The sequence below is a fragment of the Nitrosospira sp. CT genome, assembly GCF_059489795.1.
This window is the reverse complement of sequence record NZ_JCAHZJ010000031.1, coordinates 1-19,097: the sequence shown is the minus strand read 5'-3', so window position 1 is coordinate 19,097 and position 19,097 is coordinate 1. Positions and strand designations below refer to the sequence as shown.

The window sequence follows — 19,097 nt, the reverse complement described above, 5'->3', positions numbered from 1 at the left end:
ACCCCCTGTACTACATTAAGATGGAAGCAAACGGCGGGCGAAGCCCGTCCTACACCGGTGATATCGGACGATAGGCGGAACAGCGTTGTCCTACTTTCCCCCCCGGCTTACAGTCTTGTTCATGTCACCTTTCAGATATTTGTCCAGAAACTCCAGTATTCGCCAATTGGCCTCGATCTGGTTCTTTTTCTTGGTAAAACTGTGGCCTTCATCAGGGAAAACAATGTACTCCACCGGAACACCATGCTTTCTGACTGCCTCCACCATTTCATCGCTCTCGGCCTTGACCACACGCGGATCATTGGCTCCTTGAATGACCAACAAAGGCTTTTGTATTTCCCTAGCGTGGAACAGCGGGGAAGTCGCAACAAGAAAATCGATATCCGCCACCGGGTCTCCAATTTCATCATAAATAGCTTTGCGGACGGACTCCCAGTAAACAGGAATGCTCTCCAGGGTGCGCAGCCAGTTGCTGACACCGAAAATATCCACTCCCACCTTGAAAGCTTCAGGCCGGAATGCGAGGGCTGCAAGCGTCATGTAGCCGCCATAGCTCGCCCCCATGATGCCGATGCGCTCATGGTCGATGTAACCGAGACTGGCCAGAAAGGTCTTCGCTTCCACACAATCCCACAAGGGCTCTCGTCCGTGCTTGCGGTTGGCCGCAGTAAAGAAGGTTTTACCATAGCCCGAGCTTCCCCGGTTATTGATGCCCAGGACGGCATACCCGTGGTTCACGAGGTACTGAATCTGCGCGCTGTAACCCCGCATGGTCTGCCCGCCAGGTCCTCCATGAACATACACGATCGCAGGCACCTTGTTAGTGTCTGATGCTTCATGCGGCTTGTAATAGATGGATGGAATAACCATTCCATCGAAGGATCGGAACCGCACCACTTCCGCTTCCACCAGATGTGATGGATCGATCTCCTTGTTCAGGCTCTGCGTGAGCTGATGGAACTGCCCCGTGTTGAAATCGTGCACGAACAGATTATCGGGAGAGCGATCGCCATTTACATAGAAGGCCATGCGCGCACTGCTTTGCGAAAAGACCACACCGCGGATTTCTCCTTCGGGCAGTGCTGGCAGTTTTACAGGTTTTTCCCTTTCTCCATCCTCAATTTCGACAACACGAATGACGATACTCCCATCTTCGTTGATGCCCGTTACGCGAAATCGGCCATCGCGTGAAAAATAGGTGTACATCACGTCCCACTCAGCGCTCTCGTGGTCGCAGACGACCCCGGAGGTGAGATCATAGGTGCACAAATGCTTGAATTCGCTTCCCTCGGTGGTAAGAAAGAAGAGTTTGCGCGAGGTGGGGTCGAAGGTTTCAGCACGGAAACTGATGGAACCTTCATGCGGCGTGAGGTGCCTTACTTCCTGTTTTTCGACATCGAACAGGTAAATGTCACTGTCCGATGCAGTATGCGACCGGTTCAGCGCAACCCAGCGCTCGTCGCGGCTGATGGGACCAAGATCGAACCCCTGGTGATTCTTGTACAGCAAGGTTCGTGCAAAAGTCTCGGCATCGTAACGGTATACATCGAAGAATCTGGCATCGCGCTCGTTGGTGGCGACGTAAAAAGCATGTCCATCAAGGTTCCAGCCCATGAATTGCGCCTTGAGCTTTTCCCCCGGTGTCAGATCTTCCTCCTCGCCGTCAGGGGCAAGCAGGAACAGATGATAATTTTCATCACCATGATAATCCCGCGTGATCAGTACCCGATCATCGTGCGGAAAGAAGCTGACCGAAAACGTGGTATTGATGGTGGAGCGGGTCAGCGGCTCGGCCGTACCGCCTATCACTGGGAGCGTATAAGCATTGAAAATGCCCGACTCATTGCTGCTGAACAGGATGCGCTCTTCATCCGCGCTGAACGACGCCCCCATTATTGAGATCGTCGCCATGAATTGTTCGATGGTATAGCGTTTCATATCGAGAGTCCCTCAATGCTGGTTTGGATTTTGGCTTGGTTTTGGCTTGGTTTTGGCTTGAGGCAAGGGCTGAATAGAGTCAAAAGGAGCCGGAGTCGGCGCATTGCCTGCCTAGTTTCCAGTCAATAAGCGAATGGGGCAGACATATTAAAAGCCCATCGTTGAGATTATATATTAGGCGCCGCACGGAACCGTCCGCCATTTTTCTTCATCATCAAGCACATGACACTACTGCGAGATGCATCGAGCGCGGTAGTTGATTTCAACCGGAAGAAAACGCGGACGGAACGATGACATCTGAAATTCACGATATGAATAGTCCTCATGCTGACATCGAGGAACCCGATCAGAATGAACTAGAAGAAAGTCTGCATGAGATATTCGGCCTGACACACCTGCGTCCCGGACAGAGAGAAGTCATCGAGAGTGTGCTGAACGGGCGCGACACCCTGGCGGTAATGCCCACCGGTGGCGGCAAGTCATTGTGCTATCAATTGCCGGCACTCAACCTGCCAGGCACTGCGGTTGTCGTTTCCCCCCTGATTTCACTCATGAAAGACCAGGCCGAAAAGCTTGAAGAAATCGGAGCTGACGCGGCTCAAATTAACAGCACGCTGAACGCGGAACAGGAGCTAGAAGCATTGGAGAGTATCCGCAACGCGGATAGCGATGTCGTCTTCGTGACACCCGAGCGTATTTCCGATCCAGATTTCATCGCCGAACTGCAGAATATCCCGATAAATCTGTTCGTCATCGATGAGGCGCACTGCATTTCCCAGTGGGGACACGATTTTCGCCCGGCCTATCTGGGATTGGGAGACGCGATCAAGGCATTGAAGAATCCAACGGTACTCGCGTTGACCGCGACTGCCACGCCGGAGGTCACCGAGGATATCGTGCAACAGCTCGGACGTAATTCCATGCATGTGGTCAATACTGGCATCTACCGGCCCAACCTGAATTATTCTGTAGTACAGGTTACTAATCCGGAAGAAAAACTGAAGAAACTGCAAGATCTCGTTCTGAAAAGCAAGGGAAGCGGAATCATTTATACGGCTACGGTGAAAGCAGTGGAGGAACTCGCCACAGCGCTTGTTGGAACGGATGTCAGCGTCGCCCTCTACCACGGCCGTCTGTCGCGAAAAGCGCGTGCGGAAAGTCAGGAATCCTTCATGGAAGGCAAGAGCAGGATCATGGTTGCGACGAATGCTTTTGGCATGGGAATCGACAAACCTGATATCCGCTTCGTGGTGCACTTCCAGATGCCCGGTACGCTCGAAGCATACTATCAGGAGTCAGGCCGCGCCGGCCGGGACGGCGAAATGGCCGAATGCTCGCTGCTTTTCGACGCGCAGGACAAGCGCATACAGCAGTTTTTTCTGGCCCGGCATCATCCCGACCAGGAGGATCTGCACGAAGTGTATAAAGCAATGCAAGACCTGTCTGCGGATCGACCCGCGATCAGGTTTGAGCGGCTAAAAGAGAAAATCAGCAAATTTTCGGTTCGCAGGCTGCAGGTGATACTTAAACTGCTGGAAGAAGGCGGCGTACTCAGGCGCGACAAGGCGCTGAGCTATCGTCTGCGCAAAAAGGATGTGAAAGCGGAAGACCTGGCCAGACTCGGGGAAGACGCGCACAGGAAAGCGGAGCATGAGCGAGAGGCCTTGGAACGCATGGTATTTTATGCCCACAGCGGTTTTTGCCGCTGGAAGGTGTTGCTGGAGTACTTTAACGAGGAAGTCGAGTGGAACCATTGCGGTCACTGCGATAACTGCATCAATCCGCCGGAAAACGTGCTTTCAGCGCGTCCTGTTCAAAGATTGGATAAAACGGAGCAGATGACCTCTGGCTCCGATAAATCGCGCACTAAGCAGGAGCAGGAGTTGGCCGTGGAGGCTGAGGTTGAGGTCGAGAAAGTGGGCAAAGGCAAGGTCTTGAGCATCCATTACGACATGGTGACAGTCCTTTTCCCTGACAGTCAAAAACGCACTTTTATGAAAAACTACGTAAGGCCGCTCCAGCAAGCATCGGAGAATAAGGGCAAGTAGTTCCTGGGGAGGGTACATGCTGAATGATCCTGTTGTTCTCATCCTGATGTACTTTATTCTGCCGCTTTGGCTGGCGGCCGGATTCGCGGATTGGGTGTGCCATCGTGTGTCTCACATCGAAACAACCAGCGGGGCGAAGGAGTCTGTCTTCCATCTCATCATGCTCGCCGAGATGGGCCTGCCGTTGCTTGCCGCCATCTTCCTTCAGGTAAACGCCGGCATTATCGCCTTCATGATTGCTGCCTTTTTCCTCCATGAGATCACCGCGCTTTGGGATGTGAGCTACGCGGTAAAGGTACGCAGGATCTCACCCATTGAGCAGCACGTGCACAGCTTCCAGGAGATGATTCCACTCATGGCAATCCTGCTCTTGATCTCCCGTCACTGGGGGCAATTCCAGGCGCTTTTCGGGTTCGGACCCGAAACACCGCGGTTCGACCTCGCCTGGAAGGAAGAGCAGCTACCAGTAATTTACATAATTTCCATCATGACGGTTGCGCTGCTGTTCGAGATCATCCCCTTTGTAGAGGAGTTCTTTCGCGGGCTGCGCGCGAACCATGGGAAGCTTGCGCCGACGAAAGCTTGGATGGGCGACGACGAGAGTCCCGAGTAAGAAAAAAGAGTTAGGATTGAGGCTTTTCCGTATCGTTACACCTGATTTGCCACAAAAGCTCCCCATCCTTATCTAGAGTGTGCATGGGATCAAGGATGATGGGTGTTTGCTGGTCAATGAGCACGTAGCCATTCTTGCAAATTTCATTAGCGCCCTTCGTCAACGTTCGGATTGCCCAATCCCGGCTGTTGGCACAAGGGCCCATGCGGGTTTTAATGAAATAATGGGTAGTTCCATCCCTCAATTTCATCGAACTTTGCGTGTATTCAGGTGTGCCTGCACAGGCGTGCAGTAACGGAACGGCCAGTAGTGTAAGAACCTGGATTTTCATGATTTTCCGAATATGGGCGAGGCTGGCGGAATGAGGGCGAAAGAACGTTTATTTGATGCCGATCACCATGGAATCCGCACCAACAAGGGGTTCCACGCGAGTATTGGAAAAACCTGCCTCTTTCATCCATCCTATGCAATCCGCACCGGTGAAATCGAAACCTCCCGGTGTTTCTATCAGCATGTTCAGGCTCATCATCAGGCCGAATGCGTTCTGTGACCGGTCATCGTCTATGAGAGACTCATACACGACGAAGGCGCCGCCTGCCGGGAGCGCATCGAATGCCTTCTGGGTGAGCATTTTTTTCGTAGAGAGGTCCCAGTCATGCAGGATATGGCCCATCAGCACCACATCTGCCCTGGGCAGGTCTTCCTCGAAGAAATTACCAGGCACGAAAGAAACACGCTCAGCCACGTTCGCAGCTTGAGCGTACTGCTCGAAAATCGGACCTACCTCCGGGCGGTCGTAACCCATCCCGCGCAAATGAGGATTGGCCAGGGCGATCTGCACAGCGAGATCTCCCTGCGCCGTGCCGACATCAACGAACGTATGATAGCCCTGCCACGGAAAGGCGCGTGCAATGGTCATGTTCGCCGCGCGGCTCACTCCAGTCATCGCGGCAAGAAATTCTTTCAATCCGACAGGATCGGCATAAAGCTTCTCGAAGAGATCGGCCTCACCCGTCCTGATTTCGTTCTGCGGTTTGCCAGTCTGGAGCGCCTCGGTAAGATTGCTCCAGATCGGATAGAGCCTGCGGTTCGCCATCTCCAGAATGCCGCCAATGTACGATGGCTTGTTGCGGTCCAGGAACAGATCGGTTTCGGACGTATTGCTGTAACAGTCACCTTCGCGTTTCAGGAAGCCGAGCGCTACAAGGGCATCAAGGAAGTCACGCGCCGCCCGCGGATGCAATCCTACCTTTTCGGCAAGGGTATCCCGGCTCAATGAGCCTTGTGCCAATTGGGTGAACACGTCCAACTCGACCGCAGAAAGCAGGGTCTTTGCCGGCCAGAAGGCCATACCGGTTTTAAGAATATTTTCCGGGGTAAGCTGGTTTGTCATTTATTTTCCCGAGGAAATGATAATTGCTAAAAAGCAGAGTATTTCATGTACTCGCACTCGTCAGTTTCTCACCGCAACGCGCGTTACGCCTGTTTCGGTGACTGTTGCCCTGTAAACAGGAAACGGAATTGCGGCTGGATATATCATACCTATGTTGCCCGGATTTGCCATAAGGTCAATCCTGAAAGAAGATGCACGGGTCGAATCACCGAGTTTTGCTGAGTGAACCAACTCCTCCTTCAAAGAAACAAGCCCAATTCAATTTCTTCCTTCTGCCTGGGTTCGAGTTTGACGCTCTTGTAAAGGCGTGCTACTTTGAAATCAGTCCCGCGAATTACAAGATTCACAGTACCTTTGTCTGTAATCGTCGTCTGAAATACCCCGGAAAGCTTTAGGAATCGAAGCTGCTTCGAGAGTCCGGGATAAGTTGTTTGGTGGTTCATGAGGCGCTCCCGGCGCTTCGACTCGTCGACCCGCCTCAATGCGGGAAGCGGTGGGAGCATATCAAGGCAGGCGCTTTGTACCGGTTCAATTCTTCGATCAACAGAGTAGCTATCGAGGATCAGGAAAAGAATCCCAATGAACGCAAAACAGTTCGCGATCAGCAAGGATACGTTCGGCCTTTTCGGACAGGTTGCCATGGTAACGGGCGCGTCTTCAGGCATAGGCCGCGCTTGCGCCCTCGCGCTGGGTTGCGCGGGCGTGAAGGTTGTAATCAATCATCTTCCTGAGGCCAGCGACGAGGCAACCGAGGTATGCCGGGAGATAGAAGACGCCGGTGGGGACGCTTTTGCCTATGCCGCCGATGTGAGCAACGAGGCTCAGGTCGCGGCAATGTTCGCGGAGACGGTTGCACGCTTCGGCACCCTCCATATTCTGGTGAACAACGCCGGAATCGAGAGCAGTGCGAAATTCCAGGAGATGACGCTCTCCCAGTGGCAGAAGGTGATCGATGTCAATCTCACCGGAATGTTTCTCTGCTCCCGCGAAGCCATCCGCGAATTCCTGCGACGGGGCGCGCAACCCGACGTGTCACGGGCAAGCGGCAAGATCATATGCATGAGTTCCGTGCATCAGGAGATTCCCTGGGCATTCGAGGCTAACTATGCGGCATCCAAAGGGGGCGTGGACCTGCTCATGCGTTCGCTCGCCCAGGAGTTTGCCCCCCAGAAAATCCGCGTCAACGCGGTGGCTCCCGGCGCCATCCGTACTCCCATCAATCGCTCTGCATGGGGGACTGAAGAGGCGATGAAAAACCTGCTCGATCTTATTCCGTACAAGCGTATCGGTGAACCTAACGATATTGCGCAGGCTGTGCTGTGGCTTGCTTCGGATCTGTCGGATTACATGAATGGAGCGACAATGTTCGTCGATGGTGCAATGTCTGCCTATCCGGCATTCCGGGGTGCGGGATGAGCAAACCGATCGAGGAATACGGATTCATCGGCAACATGCTGAGCGGAGCGCTTGTCGCCCGTGATGGCTCGATGGATTGGCTTTGCCTTCCCCGGTTCGATTCGGATGCATGCTTTGCCGCACTGCTGGGAACATCCAGGCATGGTTACTGGCGGATTTCTCCGACTGAGAAGAGCAAACCCCCTAGCCGGCGTTATCTGCCCCATGCGCCAATCCTCGAAACCACCTTCGAGACAGAGAGTGGCATCGTGACGCTCGTGGATTTCATGCCGCTGTCTAATGACCCTGAGAGAGTCGACGTCATCCGCCTTGTACAAGGGGTGTCAGGCAAGGTGGCCATGCGGATGGAACTGGTCCTGCGCTTCGGCTACGGCAAGACTATCCCCTGGGTACGCCGCCGCGACTATGGCATTCATGCCGTTGCCGGACCGGATGCGGTGGAGTTGGCAACCCCTGTCGCCCTTCGCGGCGAGGACATGTGCACCGTCGCCGAGTTCGAGGTGGGAGAAGGCGATGTCATCCCCTTCACGCTCGCCTATCATCCCTTACATCGGGAGCCCCACTTCATTGACGACAGCAGGATGAGACTCGATCACACGCTCGCCTGGTGGCGGGAGTGGACCCGCATCTGCCAGCTCTCGGAATTCGAGGAACCCGGATGGAACGATGCAGTGGAGCGCTCGCTCGTTACGCTCAAGGCGCTTTCCTACCAGCCAAGCGGTGGCATCGTCGCGGCGCTTACGACCTCCCTTCCCGAAGAGATCGGCGGAGTCCGAAACTGGGATTACCGCTACTGCTGGATCCGCGACTCCACTCTCACATTATATGCATTCATGAATGCAGGACGCTTCGACGAGGCCGGGGCATTCAGGGAATGGATGCTCCGAGCTGCCGCTGGCGCCCCTGATCAGATGCAGATCATGTACGGGATCGGGGGCGAACGCCGACTGACTGAAATCGAACTTCCCTGGCTGCCGGGTTACGAGAATAGCCTCCCCGTGCGCATAGGCAACGGCGCGCACGACCAGATTCAGATAGACGTGTTCGGCGAGCTGATGGACACACTTTATACTGCCCGTAAGTCGCAACTCGGGCCGCATCAGGAAGCCTGGCGGTTCCAGCAAGCAATTCTTTCCCGACTGGAGAGTCTTTGGCGCGGACCAGACCAAGGCATCTGGGAAGTGCGCGGTGGGGCCAAGCACTTCGTCTATTCGAAAATGATGGCTTGGGTCGCGTTTGATCGAGCCATAAAAGCTGTGGAGCAATTCGGCTTCCCCGGTCCTGTCGGGAAATGGCGCACGCTCCGCGACGAGATTCATCGGGAAGTGCTGGCGCGCGGTTACGATAAGGAGCGGAACACATTCGTACAGCATTACGACGGCGTGGGACTGGACGCATCCCTGCTGTTGATGGCCGAGGTAGGATTTCTGCCACCGGACGATCCCCGCTTTCGGGGAACGGTAGAAGCCATTGAACGCGACCTGATGGAAGATGGACTCGTGCTGCGCTATCGCGTTGGGGAAACCGAAGACGGGCTCCCCGGCGAGGAAGGAACTTTTCTCGTTTGCAGTTTCTGGCTCGCCGATGCCTATACAATGATCGGCCGCGGTCACGACGCGGAAGTTCTTTTCGAGCACCTCCTGTCTCTACGCAACGACCTCGGACTTCTTGCCGAGGAATACCATCCCCGTCACCGGCGCCAATTGGGAAACTTCCCCCAGGCATTTTCCCACGTGGGTTTGATCAATACGGCGTACAACCTTCGCCGCATCAATGGCCCCGCACAGCAGCGTGCGGATCGCAGCGCGTCGCCTCATGCCATTCACACCTCCTGGACCGGAACTGCCGGCGAGCAGCACCGCGAGCGATCCATAGACTGATCTTCCTTTCAAAGTTCCATCGCAGGACTTTTTCGACGCGGTAAAACACTTGCAGTCTGCCTGCCGACAAACATCTATAAGCTATAAGGCTCCAGCACTGAAGCTTCCACCTGCTTTTATCCCGCTTTTGTTTTTGAAAAGGCTTATTTCAACCTGCCGACTTGTTACTATAGCTCAGCCGCAAGCATGAGTATCTTCAGAATAGCAACACTTTTCTCCCCTGTTTCAAGAGTTTTGGTAAACTCTCGCTTGCCAGCCATTGTCTGAAACTCATCAGGATGCGTAATGTGGAATGAAAAGCCGTCCCCGCGTCTTTGCAAGCAAGGGATTTTTCAGACATTGATCTGTAGGGGATGCTTGCGGCATTTTATGCAACAAAGCACAATAACCCAAAGATAATCAGAAAGTTATTGAATTACCCATAACTTGGAGATGTTGGCGGAGAGGGTGGGATTCGAACCCACGTGCCAGGTTACCCTGACCATCTGATTTCGAGTCAGCGCCGTTATGGCCACTTCGGTACCTCTCCAATGAGGAACTATTTTATCAGCTTATCCTATGTTTTTCTCGCGCTTGGACAAGACTCGATGGCAGAATGTTTCCCGATTCTAGTTATCTCTTCTCGATGCGATCCCTTTCTTGTCTTTTAATTGCTATTTTCGGTTGCGGCGCTCTGCTCACTTCCTGTGATTCGTTTGAAAGATCGGTATTGCCGTTCGACAAAACGGATGAGCTGGTAGTGATCACCGTCAATAGTCCGGACACGTATTACGAGAATGCGGAAGGCGGTTATGCCGGACTGGATTACGACCTCGCCACTGAATTTGCGAAGGACCTGGGAATGAAAGTGAGATTCAAGACAGTGCCCAGACTGGATAAGGTATGGTCTCTCCTTGAAAGGCACAAAGGACATTTTGTCGCCGGCATGAACATCAGCGCAAAGCACTCGCGGCATGCCGAGTTCGGCCCGATTTACCAGCTCGTACAGCCCCAGCTAGCCTATAACACGGACTACAGCAAGCCAAAAAGCCTTCATCAGCTCAGTGGAAGAACTATTCGCATTGCGAAAGGCGTCACTCACGCTGAGCAGTTGACCAAGGCAAAGCACGATGCGCCCGAGCTCAAATGGAAAGAAATGGACCTCACGCCCGACGAACTGCTCGCGAGACTGGCGGAAGGCAAGGTCGATTATGTGGTAGCGGATTCAACCCAGATCAATCTCGCGAAGAATTTTTACCCCAATCTGAACGTAGCGTTCAATTTGGGGGATTCGGTAGGACGAGCATGGGCATTTTCACCATTTGCCGAACAGGCGTTACTGGAGGCGACACAAAAATTCTTCACCCGCATCCAGCAGGATGGCACCTTGACGCGCCTGCTCGACCGGTACTATGGACACATAGAACGTCTTCATCATACGGATGTAAATGGCATTCTTGCCAAACGCCGCACCGTTTTGCCTGAGTTGCGCGAACATTTTCATGAAGCCGAAGAGTTGAGCGGCATCGACTGGAGATTGATTGCCGCACTCGCCTATCAGGAATCTCACTGGGACCCCCTGGCGACTTCTCCCTCCAACGTGCGCGGCGTCATGATGTTGACGGAAGTCACGGCAGACCGGATGAAAGTGACGGATAGGCTGGATGCGCGCCAAAGCATACTTGCCGGTGCGCGCTACTTCGCATTACTCAAGGATAAGCTGCCCACGCGCATCAAGGAGCCGGATCGCACCTGGATGGCGCTGGCTGCCTATAACCAGGGGCCGAGTCACCTGGAAGATGCGCGCATACTGGCGCAACGTATGGGATTGAGCCCTGATGCGTGGGTTGACTTGAAAAGAACATTGCCGTTACTGAGCCAAAGCGAGCATTTCCGTGACCTCAAGCATGGCTTTGCGCGGGGGGGTCAGGCGGTAGTGTTGGCAGAATCAGTGCGGATCTATTATGAGATTTTGCAGAAATACGAACCTCCGTATTCGTGGGGTTTTCCGATCGTTGCCAGGAAGGAGGATGATGCGTGGCAGGAGTTCTGATGTCTTCCTTCGAAGGCGAAAACAACCGTCTCAAGGCATAATGGACGCAAATAATAGTTATTGAGTGATTGCAGCAGGCAGGCTATATTGAGCCGACATCCTATGAAATTTCCATCGACGTTTTAACTCACGGAGAATGCCATGACCTTACGCTTAGGCGATACCGCACCCGATTTCGAGCAGGAATCCACCATCGGCAGGATCAAATTTCACGAGTGGATAGATGATTCCTGGGCAGTATTGTTTTCGCATCCCGCCGATTACACGCCGGTGTGCACAACAGAACTGGGAATGACAGCCAAGCTCAAGTCTGAATTCGACAAGCGTAATGTGAAAGCGATCGGGTTGTCGGTCGACCCTGTGGCAAAACATGCCGGATGGATCAAGGATATCGAGGAAACGCAGGGCTGTACCGTCGCCTTTCCCATTATTGCGGACGAGGACAGAAAGGTCGCAGCGCTATATGACATGATTCACCCGAATCAGTCGGAAACCATGACGGTGCGCTCGCTTTTTGTGATTGACCCGAAGAAGAAAGTGCGGCTTATCCTCACCTACCCTATGAGCACCGGACGCAATTTCGATGAGGTGCTGCGAGTGATCGATGCGCTGCAACTGACCGATAACTATACCGTCGCTACCCCGGCCAACTGGAATGACGGCGGTGATGTGATTATCCCGCTGACTATCCAGGGTGAGGAAGTGATCAAGCAGAAGTTTCCGAAAGGCTATACCGCTCCGCGCCCCTATCTGCGCATCACGCCCCAGCCGAATAAGTAAGGGCTCTGAATAGTAGCAATAGTAGCATCTGGTTGTCAGCCAAACACCATTACCATTATCAGGTGGCGTTTGGCCTACGGCATGCAGACCAGGAGGCCGCCTTTGCCCGGGGTCGACCCGGGCAAAATCTAACCTGATATTGAATGCTCCTCGCAGAATACCCGTCTACAATAATTTCACTTTGCATCGTTGGACAGATTCTCCTCCGGCTGGAACCATGCAAGTTTTTGGTGCAACTTCACAACCTCACCCACGATAACAAGAGTGGGGGGAACGAGATGGGCGGCAGCGGCCAGGCCAGGAAGCGTTTCGAGGGTACCGGCAAGCACCCGCTGCTTGCGGGTGGTGCCCTGCTGCACGATTGCGGCGGGAGTGGTATTGGGCAGTCCGTGTGCAACCAGTTGTTTGCATAGCACGGCCAATCCAAGCAACCCCATGTAAACAACGATGGTCTGCTTCGGCCGCGCCAGCATTGGCCAGTCCAGGTCCACACTGCCATCCTTCAGGTGTCCGGTGACGAATATGCAGGACTGGGCGTAGTCCCGATGTGTGAGCGGAATGCCGGCATAGGATGCGGCTCCATTTGCAGCGGTAATGCCGGGCACCACTTCGAAGGGGATTCCGTATCCCGAAAGCGTTTCGATTTCCTCGCCACCGCGGCCAAAAATAAACGGGTCACCGCCTTTCAGGCGCAACACGCGTTTGCCTTCCCTGGCCAGGCGCACCAGCAAATCATTGATCGACTCCTGGGGCATCGTGTGCCGGTTGCGTTCCTTGCCAGCATAAATCCGGGGAGTATCACGCCGCACCATATCCAGGATTTCCGGTGACACGAGCCGATCATACACGACCACGTCTGCCTGCTGCATGAGTCGCATGGCTCTAAAGGTCAGCAGTTCAGGGTCACCGGGCCCAGCCCCTACCAGATATACCTCTCCCTTGACCGGTTCTTCGGTTTCATTTTCAAGTTCGCGCTCCAGCCAGGCCTTTGCCGCCTGATCCTTGCCCGCGAACACCATTTCCGCAAACGATCCCTGCAATACCCGCTCCCAGAACCGGCGACGCTTCGCCGGCTGCGAGAAACGGTGTTTTACCCGGCCACGGAACTCGGCAGCGTAAACAGCCAGACGGCCGTAAGCCGCGGGTATCATGGTTTCCAGATGCGCTCGTAGCAGCCTTGTCAGAACAGGGGATGTACCTCCGCTCGAAACCGCGACAACAACCGGCGTACGATCCACGATTGACGGCATGATGAAGGAGCAAAGAGCAGGATTATCGACGACATTGACAGGAATGCGCAGCCGATTGGCTGCTTCCGAGACCTTTTGATTGACGGCGAAATCATCCGTGGCGGCGATGGCGAGAACAGCATCTGCCAGATGATCACCATGGAAAGTTTCGGCACGATAAACAAGCTTTCCTTCCTGTGATTGTTCATCCAGTTGCTCCTGCAACTCAGGACAAAGTTGCGGAGCGATGACTGTCACACGCGCACCCGCGCGCAGCAGCATTGCCACCTTGCGCGCAGCCACTTCTCCCCCGCCTGCCACCACACAGTTACGATCATGGATATCGAGAAAAACCGGTAGGAAATTCATTTTTTCGACTTGAATGGGAAGAGTTCTTTTCCATACTTTACCCGAAAATACTCTTCCGGTTTGGGCAGCCTTGAGCAAGGCAGCGGCATGGATGCTTGCGATATCAGCCGGATAGCAAATTTTTGCTTCTTTTCCGTGGTAAATTTTTCATACTGCCCCTTATTTGTTATGATGCGTTCTCTCGCTTCGTGCGAACCGCCTCTTCATGCTCAATATCGATCTGCACTCCCATTCCACGGTTTCCGATGGTTTGCTGACTCCTACCCAGTTGGTGGAGCATGCGGCTGCGCGTGGCGTGGAAGTGCTGGCCCTGACCGATCACGATGACATCGGCGGTCTGGAGGAAGCGCGCAAGGCTGCAGATAAAAACAACGTTTTGTTTATCGATGGCGTGGAAATCTCCGTCAGTTGGCGTGGACAGACCCTGCATATTGTGGGATTGGGAATCGATCCCGCACACCCTCAACTAATTGAGGGCTTGAGCACCATCCGTCAGGGCAGGACGGCGCGCGCACGCAACATTGCGGCGCAACTCGACAAATTCGGTATTCACGGCAGTTTTGAGGGCGCTTGCAGGAACGCGGGGAATGGACGGCTGATCGGCCGCATGCACTTTGCGCGTTTTCTCGTTGAGCAGGGTTACGCGAAGGATATACGGACGGTATTCAGGAAATACCTTGTAAAAGGCAAACCGGGCTATGCTCCCCATCAATGGGTTTCGCTGAGTGATGCAGTAAACTGGATCCGCAGCAGTGGCGGCAGAGCTGTGATCGCCCATCCGGGGCGTTATAAATTAGGCAAGAATGCACTGGAAGAACTGCTGCTGGAATTCCAGACCCTGGGCGGGGAGGCTATAGAAGTGATTACCGCAAGCCATACACCTGAGCAATCCCTGCTTTTCGCCAACCATAGCCGGCGGCTGGGATTGCTGGCGTCACGCGGTTCGGATTTTCATGGGCCGGGCGAGAGCTATTTCGATCTCGGTGGAATGCCTCCCTTGCCTGCCAACTGTGCCCCCGTCTGGCATGATTGGCCCGGACTTATGTAAGGCGAAGATTATGCTTGCTTTTTACGAGGGCAGCATTCCCAAAAATTCAAATCCTTGTTTGCTACGTGGCTCAATTCTTTTCCATTCACCCTGATAACCCTCAGCCGCGCCTGATACGGCAGGCCTCGGCCATTGTGCAGGCAGGAGGCGTGATCGTATACCCGAGTGATTCCTGCTACGCGCTGGGCGGGCAGTTGGGTGACAAAAACGTCATGAGCCGTATTCGCGCGCTGCGCGGAGTGGATGAGCATCACCATTTCACCCTCATGTGCCGGGACTTTACGGAAATCTCGCGCTACGCCAAATTCGATAACACGGAATACCGGTTGCTCAAGGCCTGCACCCCGGGTTGCTACACGTTTATCTTTCAAGCTACCCGGGAAGTGCCGCGGCGCCTGCTGCATCCCAGGCGCAACACGATCGGTGTGAGAATTCCGGATCACGCCGTCGTCCAGTCATTGCTGGCGGAACTGAATGAACCACTGCTGAGCTCTACCCTGATACTGCCAGGAGAGGAGCTTCCGCTCAATGACCCTCTGGAAATCCGCGCACGTCTCGAGCATCGGGTGGAACTGATACTGGATAGCGGCGCCTGCGGCCTCGAGATGAGCACGGTGGTCGATCTGACCGGGGATACGCCTGTGGTAGTACGGCAAGGTAAGGGCAGCCTTGCACCCTTTGGAATGCTCAATGGATAGCATTGTCCAAAACATTGCCATTTATGCGCTTCCGGTCATTTTTGCCATCACGCTGCATGAGGCTGCGCACGGGTATGTAGCCAAGCATTTCGGCGATCTCACCGCCTATACCCAGGGGCGCGTCAGCCTTAATCCCATACGTCATATCGACCCGCTGGGGACCATCGTTCTGCCGATCGTAACGATGCTGCTCGGGGGAATCCTGTTCGGCTGGGCCAAGCCGGTGCCGGTCAACTTCTCCGCGTTGCGTAATCCCAAGCAGGACATGATGTGGGTGGCACTCGCCGGTCCGGGCGCGAACCTCTTCATGGCGATACTTTGGGGGTTCGTCATCAAGTTTGCGCTTGGGCTGCCACAGGACGGATTGGCCGAGCCGCTGATATTGATGGGCGAGGCGGGAATCAAAATCAACGTGGTGCTGATGGTGCTGAACCTGTTGCCTCTGCCGCCGCTCGATGGAGGTCGGGTTGCCGTAAGCCTGCTGCCACCCCGTCTGGCCTATAATTTTTCGAAGATCGAGCCTTACGGTTTCATGATCCTTTTGTTTCTGCTGGCGACGGGTGTACTCGGGGCTGTTATAGGACCCCTGATTGCAATTACGATCCATTTGATGGCGTTGTTTTTTGGTTTCAATGCTTATTGAACTGCTTCTCTACTGAAGGATTCTGGTTGGAGTTACCGAGGCAATGATTTATGTTCGCTGATCGCGTTTTGTCGGGAATGCGACCCACGGGGGGGCTGCATCTGGGGCATTATCATGGGGTGCTCAAAAACTGGATAGAACTGCAACACGAGTTTGAATGCCTGTTCTTCGTCGCCGACTGGCATGCCCTCACAACCCATTACGATACGCCCGAAATCATCGAAGAGCATGTCTGGGACATGGTGATCGACTGGCTTGCAGCCGGTGTCGACCCGGCACAGGCGACGTTATTCATACAGTCACGTGTTCCTGCGCACGCAGAGTTGCACCTGCTGCTTTCCATGATCACCCCGCTGGGCTGGCTGGAGCGCGTCCCGTCCTACAAGGATCAGCAGGAAAAGCTGGTTGAAAAAGAATTGAACACATATGGCTTTCTTGGATATCCCTTGCTGCAAAGCGCAGACATCCTTATTTATCGGGCTACACGGGTGCCGGTGGGAGAGGACCAGACACCGCATATCGAGTTCACTCGGGAAATTGCGCGACGCTTTAATCATGTCTACGGAAAGGAACTGGGATTCCAGGAAAAGGCGGAAGCGGCGGTCAAGAAACTGGGTTCCCGAAAGGCCCGCCTCTATCGGGACTTGAGGAACCGTTACCAGGAACAGGGAGACGAAGAAGCGCTTGCGGCGGCGAAATCATTGCTGGATGAGCAGCAAAATTTGAGCATGGGTGATCAGGAGCGCCTGTTCGGGTATCTGGAAGGCGGTGGAAAGATGATTCTTTCCGAACCGGAAGCGATGTTGACGACAGCGTCGAAAATGCCCGGACTGGACGGCCAGAAAATGTCAAAGTCCTATAACAACACCATTACCCTGCGCGAAGACGCCGCGAGCGTCACCAGAAAAATTCGTACGATGCCGACCGATCCCGCACGCGTACGGCGTATCGATCCCGGAAACCCGGAGAAGTGCCCGGTATGGCAATTCCATCTCGTATACTCGGATGAAGATACGAAGAGGTGGGCTTATGAGGGCTGTATCACTGCGGGTATCGGCTGCCTGGACTGCAAGCAACCTGTCATCGATGCAATACTGGCCGAGCAGCGGCCAATGCACCAACGTGCACGCATGTACGAAGAAGAGCCTTCACTGGTGCGAAATATCATTGCTGATGGTTGCGAAAAGGCCGATAAACTGGCACAGGAAACCATGCGCGAGGTCAGGGAGGCAATGGGACTGGATTATTCCTGATTTTTGCTTCGCACGAAGCAACATAGGCACCCCAGCCGGATCGACGCTTGCTATCTATCATGGACGTTGCTCGATTTATCCGAGAATGAACGATTTTCAAAGCCTTTCCATTGAGGAAGCCCCTGCTCCGCCGGTGACAAACCCTGTGGTAAATCCCATTGCCCGCATACATGGCGAGCCGGTGACGGAGATCCCATCGGATTTATATATTCCACCGGATGCGCTGGAAGTATTTCTCGATACGTTTCAGGGGCCATTGGACCTGCTGCTTTATCTTATTCGCAGGCACAATCTGGATGTACTCGATATACCGATGGCGGAACTCACGCGTCAATATTTGGCTTATATCGAAATGATGCGTGCGAATAAGCTGGAACTGGCCGCGGAATACCTATTGATGGCCGCTGTTCTGATCGAAATCAAGTCGCGAATGTTGCTGCCCAAACCCGTTGCCAAGGGGGATGAGGACGAGGTGGACCCGCGAGCAGAACTGGTGCGGCGTCTACTGGAATACGAGCAGATGAAGGCTGCTGCGCAGAAGCTTAACGCGCTGCCCCAGGTGGAACGCGATTTCGTGCTGGCGAACGTATGGATCGAGCAAAAAGTGATTGAACGCCTACCGGAAGTCAATGTCGATGATCTTCGCAATGCCTGGCTTATCCTGATGGCGCGCCTGAACGTAAATCGCCGGCACAACATCACGCGGGAAGAACTTTCAGTCCGCGAACATATGAGCCGTATTCTGCGACATGTGCAGGGACACCATTTTGTGGAATTCAGTGATTTATTTGGCACCGCTGCCGGAGCAGCGGAACTTGTGGTGACGTTTCTGGCATTATTGGAGCTTGTGAAGGAACGTCAGGTGGAGGTCAGCCAGCCGCACGCTTTTGGAATGATTTATGTCCGACCGATCAGCGTCCTTACCACCGTCTAGTTTCCCTGTTTCATCCCCTGTTCAGGTTAAAAAGGTTCTGGAAGCTGCGTTACTCACCAGCCCGGAACCTCTCCCTCTGTCGGAACTGAAAAAACTGTTCGTGGGTGAACTAGGCTCGGAAATCCTGCGGCGCCTGCTGGACGAGTTGAGCAGGGACTGGGAAGGAAGAGGCGTGGAACTCGTACAGGTTGCAAGCGGGTGGCGCTTCCAGGCTAAAACGGAAATGCAGGAATTTCTCGACCGCCTCAACCCGCAGAAGCCGCCCCGCTATTCGCGGGCAGTATTGGAAACGCTCGCCATCATTGCATATCGCCAGCCGGTGACACGCGGCGATATCGAGGAGATACGGGGGGTGGCGGTCGCCAGTTCAGTGCTGAAGGCATTGGAATCAAGAGGCTGGATATCTGCCGTCGGCCATCGTGAGGTACCGGGCCGACCCATTTTGTATGCTACGAGCGTTGAATTTCTTAATGATCTTGGACTTCGCTCCCTGGAGGAATTGCCGCCATTGGAAGAACTGGGTTCACTGATTGAACCGAAGGAAAACGTGGAACAACTGCCTGATCCAGAGAACACGCCTCAAACAGGCAATCCCGACTGAACCTGAGGAGCCGGGCTCTTGATTGAGGCAAGCCTCCCTTTTATACCGAGGATTCCTAATGCACATGCTCGCCTGGCGGGGGGAGGATTTCCCCTTCGCGGTTGAGCTGCGCCACCTGCTGCATCAGCATGTCGGAGCCGGACCAGCCCGGACCATCGAATTCGGGTATCCAGCGCGCGCGCAGGTAGCCGAAGCGGTCCACCAGGAACTCCATGTGGTCAG

18 protein-coding genes and 1 tRNA gene are annotated in these 19,097 nt (G+C 54.3%); 12 read left to right on the top strand and 7 right to left on the bottom strand.

Annotation, left to right across the window (positions count from 1 at the left end):
- Positions 1 to 90: 90 nt before the first annotated feature.
- Complete coding sequence (locus tag AC52W5_RS05125) at positions 91 to 1,938, bottom strand: S9 family peptidase (protein ID WP_495670220.1); 1,848 nt, start codon at positions 1,936 to 1,938, stop codon at positions 91 to 93.
- Positions 1,939 to 2,228: 290 nt separating this feature from the next.
- On the opposite strand from AC52W5_RS05125, the gene AC52W5_RS05120 reads away from it, so the two are divergent.
- Together AC52W5_RS05120 and AC52W5_RS05115 are read left to right on the top strand one after the other, a co-directional pair.
- The gene (locus tag AC52W5_RS05120; protein ID WP_495670219.1) at positions 2,229 to 3,986 is read left to right on the top strand and encodes a RecQ family ATP-dependent DNA helicase; all 1,758 of its coding nucleotides are present in this window, start codon (positions 2,229 to 2,231) and stop codon (positions 3,984 to 3,986) included.
- A 16-nt stretch (positions 3,987 to 4,002) separates the two neighbouring features.
- Complete coding sequence (locus tag AC52W5_RS05115) at positions 4,003 to 4,599, top strand: diguanylate cyclase (RefSeq protein WP_495670218.1); 597 nt, start codon at positions 4,003 to 4,005, stop codon at positions 4,597 to 4,599.
- Positions 4,600 to 4,609: 10 nt separating this feature from the next.
- Here the strand turns inward: AC52W5_RS05115 and AC52W5_RS05110 are convergent, their stop codons facing one another.
- The 3 genes from AC52W5_RS05110 to AC52W5_RS05100 form a co-directional block, all read right to left on the bottom strand.
- Positions 4,610 to 4,930 carry a hypothetical protein gene (locus tag AC52W5_RS05110; protein WP_495670217.1) on the bottom strand — a complete coding sequence of 107 codons (321 nt, stop codon included), beginning with the start codon at positions 4,928 to 4,930 and terminating at the stop codon, positions 4,610 to 4,612.
- A 48-nt stretch (positions 4,931 to 4,978) separates the two neighbouring features.
- On the bottom strand, positions 4,979 to 5,992 hold the full coding sequence (locus AC52W5_RS05105; protein ID WP_495670216.1) for a methyltransferase: 1,014 nt from the start codon (positions 5,990 to 5,992) through the stop codon (positions 4,979 to 4,981).
- A gap of 239 nt (positions 5,993 to 6,231) precedes the next feature.
- On the bottom strand, positions 6,232 to 6,435 hold the full coding sequence (locus AC52W5_RS05100; RefSeq protein ID WP_495670215.1) for a hypothetical protein: 204 nt from the start codon (positions 6,433 to 6,435) through the stop codon (positions 6,232 to 6,234).
- A gap of 136 nt (positions 6,436 to 6,571) precedes the next feature.
- Here AC52W5_RS05100 and AC52W5_RS05095 point away from each other — a divergent pair, with 136 nt between their 5' ends.
- Both AC52W5_RS05095 and AC52W5_RS05090 read left to right on the top strand, forming a co-directional pair.
- Positions 6,572 to 7,408, top strand: coding sequence for a glucose 1-dehydrogenase (locus AC52W5_RS05095; protein ID WP_495670214.1), 837 nt, complete (start codon positions 6,572 to 6,574; stop codon positions 7,406 to 7,408).
- Positions 7,405 to 9,288: a glycoside hydrolase family 15 protein gene (locus tag AC52W5_RS05090; protein ID WP_495670213.1), complete on the top strand. Its 1,884-nt coding sequence runs from the start codon at positions 7,405 to 7,407 to the stop codon at positions 9,286 to 9,288. Before AC52W5_RS05095 ends, AC52W5_RS05090 begins: the two co-directional genes overlap by 4 nt.
- Positions 9,289 to 9,455: 167 nt before the next feature.
- Here the strand turns inward: AC52W5_RS05090 and AC52W5_RS05085 are convergent, their stop codons facing one another.
- Together AC52W5_RS05085 and AC52W5_RS05080 are read right to left on the bottom strand one after the other, a co-directional pair.
- Positions 9,456 to 9,608 (bottom strand): DUF6538 domain-containing protein, encoded by a 153-nt coding sequence (locus AC52W5_RS05085; protein WP_371265892.1) that lies wholly within the window; start codon positions 9,606 to 9,608, stop codon positions 9,456 to 9,458.
- Between the two features lie 116 nt (positions 9,609 to 9,724).
- Positions 9,725 to 9,817, bottom strand: a tRNA-Ser gene (locus tag AC52W5_RS05080).
- A 66-nt stretch (positions 9,818 to 9,883) separates the two neighbouring features.
- Here AC52W5_RS05080 and mltF point away from each other — a divergent pair.
- Together mltF and AC52W5_RS05070 are read left to right on the top strand one after the other, a co-directional pair.
- Positions 9,884 to 11,320: a membrane-bound lytic murein transglycosylase MltF gene (gene mltF, locus AC52W5_RS05075; protein WP_495670212.1), complete on the top strand. Its 1,437-nt coding sequence runs from the start codon at positions 9,884 to 9,886 to the stop codon at positions 11,318 to 11,320.
- A gap of 141 nt (positions 11,321 to 11,461) precedes the next feature.
- The gene (locus AC52W5_RS05070; protein WP_495670211.1) at positions 11,462 to 12,100 is read left to right on the top strand and encodes a peroxiredoxin; all 639 of its coding nucleotides are present in this window, start codon (positions 11,462 to 11,464) and stop codon (positions 12,098 to 12,100) included.
- A 176-nt stretch (positions 12,101 to 12,276) separates the two neighbouring features.
- Here AC52W5_RS05070 and cysG read toward each other — a convergent pair whose 3' ends face one another.
- Entirely contained in the window at positions 12,277 to 13,698 is a 1,422-nt protein-coding gene (gene cysG, locus AC52W5_RS05065; RefSeq protein ID WP_495670210.1) for a siroheme synthase CysG, read from the bottom strand.
- A 205-nt stretch (positions 13,699 to 13,903) separates the two neighbouring features.
- Between cysG and AC52W5_RS05060 the strand changes: the two genes are divergently transcribed.
- The 6 genes from AC52W5_RS05060 (at position 13,904) to scpB (ending at position 18,875) form a co-directional block, all read left to right on the top strand.
- Positions 13,904 to 14,746: a 3',5'-nucleoside bisphosphate phosphatase gene (locus AC52W5_RS05060; RefSeq protein ID WP_074975585.1), complete on the top strand. Its 843-nt coding sequence runs from the start codon at positions 13,904 to 13,906 to the stop codon at positions 14,744 to 14,746.
- Positions 14,747 to 14,811: 65 nt separating this feature from the next.
- A complete protein-coding gene (locus AC52W5_RS05055) occupies positions 14,812 to 15,444 on the top strand; it encodes an L-threonylcarbamoyladenylate synthase (protein WP_074975584.1) in 633 nt (210 codons plus the stop codon).
- Complete coding sequence (locus tag AC52W5_RS05050; RefSeq protein ID WP_074975583.1) at positions 15,437 to 16,087, top strand: site-2 protease family protein; 651 nt, start codon at positions 15,437 to 15,439, stop codon at positions 16,085 to 16,087. The genes AC52W5_RS05055 and AC52W5_RS05050 overlap by 8 nt, the downstream gene beginning before the upstream one ends.
- Positions 16,088 to 16,137: 50 nt before the next feature.
- A complete protein-coding gene (locus tag AC52W5_RS05045; RefSeq protein ID WP_074975582.1) occupies positions 16,138 to 17,340 on the top strand; it encodes a tryptophan--tRNA ligase in 1,203 nt (400 codons plus the stop codon).
- Between the two features lie 85 nt (positions 17,341 to 17,425).
- Positions 17,426 to 18,274, top strand: coding sequence for a segregation and condensation protein A (locus AC52W5_RS05040; protein ID WP_074975581.1), 849 nt, complete (start codon positions 17,426 to 17,428; stop codon positions 18,272 to 18,274).
- Positions 18,240 to 18,875 carry an SMC-Scp complex subunit ScpB gene (gene scpB / locus AC52W5_RS05035; protein WP_107761626.1) on the top strand — a complete coding sequence of 212 codons (636 nt, stop codon included), beginning with the start codon at positions 18,240 to 18,242 and terminating at the stop codon, positions 18,873 to 18,875. Before AC52W5_RS05040 ends, scpB begins: the two co-directional genes overlap by 35 nt.
- The last annotated feature ends 222 nt before the right edge of the window (positions 18,876 to 19,097 follow it).

What these genes read in the sequence shown, in the direction of transcription:
- AC52W5_RS05125 (WP_495670220.1), bottom strand. Translation starts at nt 1,938, where the DNA reads ATGAAACGCTATACCATCGAACAATTCATGGCGACGATCTCAATAATG.
- AC52W5_RS05120 (WP_495670219.1), top strand. Translation starts at nt 2,229, where the DNA reads ATGACATCTGAAATTCACGATATGAATAGTCCTCATGCTGACATCGAG.
- AC52W5_RS05115 (WP_495670218.1), top strand. Translation starts at nt 4,003, where the DNA reads ATGCTGAATGATCCTGTTGTTCTCATCCTGATGTACTTTATTCTGCCG.
- AC52W5_RS05110 (WP_495670217.1), bottom strand. Translation starts at nt 4,930, where the DNA reads ATGAAAATCCAGGTTCTTACACTACTGGCCGTTCCGTTACTGCACGCC.
- AC52W5_RS05105 (WP_495670216.1), bottom strand. Translation starts at nt 5,992, where the DNA reads ATGACAAACCAGCTTACCCCGGAAAATATTCTTAAAACCGGTATGGCC.
- AC52W5_RS05100 (WP_495670215.1), bottom strand. Translation starts at nt 6,435, where the DNA reads ATGAACCACCAAACAACTTATCCCGGACTCTCGAAGCAGCTTCGATTC.
- AC52W5_RS05095 (WP_495670214.1), top strand. Translation starts at nt 6,572, where the DNA reads ATGAACGCAAAACAGTTCGCGATCAGCAAGGATACGTTCGGCCTTTTC.
- AC52W5_RS05090 (WP_495670213.1), top strand. Translation starts at nt 7,405, where the DNA reads ATGAGCAAACCGATCGAGGAATACGGATTCATCGGCAACATGCTGAGC.
- mltF (WP_495670212.1), top strand. Translation starts at nt 9,884, where the DNA reads ATGTTTCCCGATTCTAGTTATCTCTTCTCGATGCGATCCCTTTCTTGT.
- AC52W5_RS05070 (WP_495670211.1), top strand. Translation starts at nt 11,462, where the DNA reads ATGACCTTACGCTTAGGCGATACCGCACCCGATTTCGAGCAGGAATCC.
- cysG (WP_495670210.1), bottom strand. Translation starts at nt 13,698, where the DNA reads ATGAATTTCCTACCGGTTTTTCTCGATATCCATGATCGTAACTGTGTG.
- AC52W5_RS05060 (WP_074975585.1), top strand. Translation starts at nt 13,904, where the DNA reads ATGCTCAATATCGATCTGCACTCCCATTCCACGGTTTCCGATGGTTTG.
- AC52W5_RS05050 (WP_074975583.1), top strand. Translation starts at nt 15,437, where the DNA reads ATGGATAGCATTGTCCAAAACATTGCCATTTATGCGCTTCCGGTCATT.
- AC52W5_RS05045 (WP_074975582.1), top strand. Translation starts at nt 16,138, where the DNA reads ATGTTCGCTGATCGCGTTTTGTCGGGAATGCGACCCACGGGGGGGCTG.
- AC52W5_RS05040 (WP_074975581.1), top strand. Translation starts at nt 17,426, where the DNA reads ATGAACGATTTTCAAAGCCTTTCCATTGAGGAAGCCCCTGCTCCGCCG.
- scpB (WP_107761626.1), top strand. Translation starts at nt 18,240, where the DNA reads ATGTCCGACCGATCAGCGTCCTTACCACCGTCTAGTTTCCCTGTTTCA.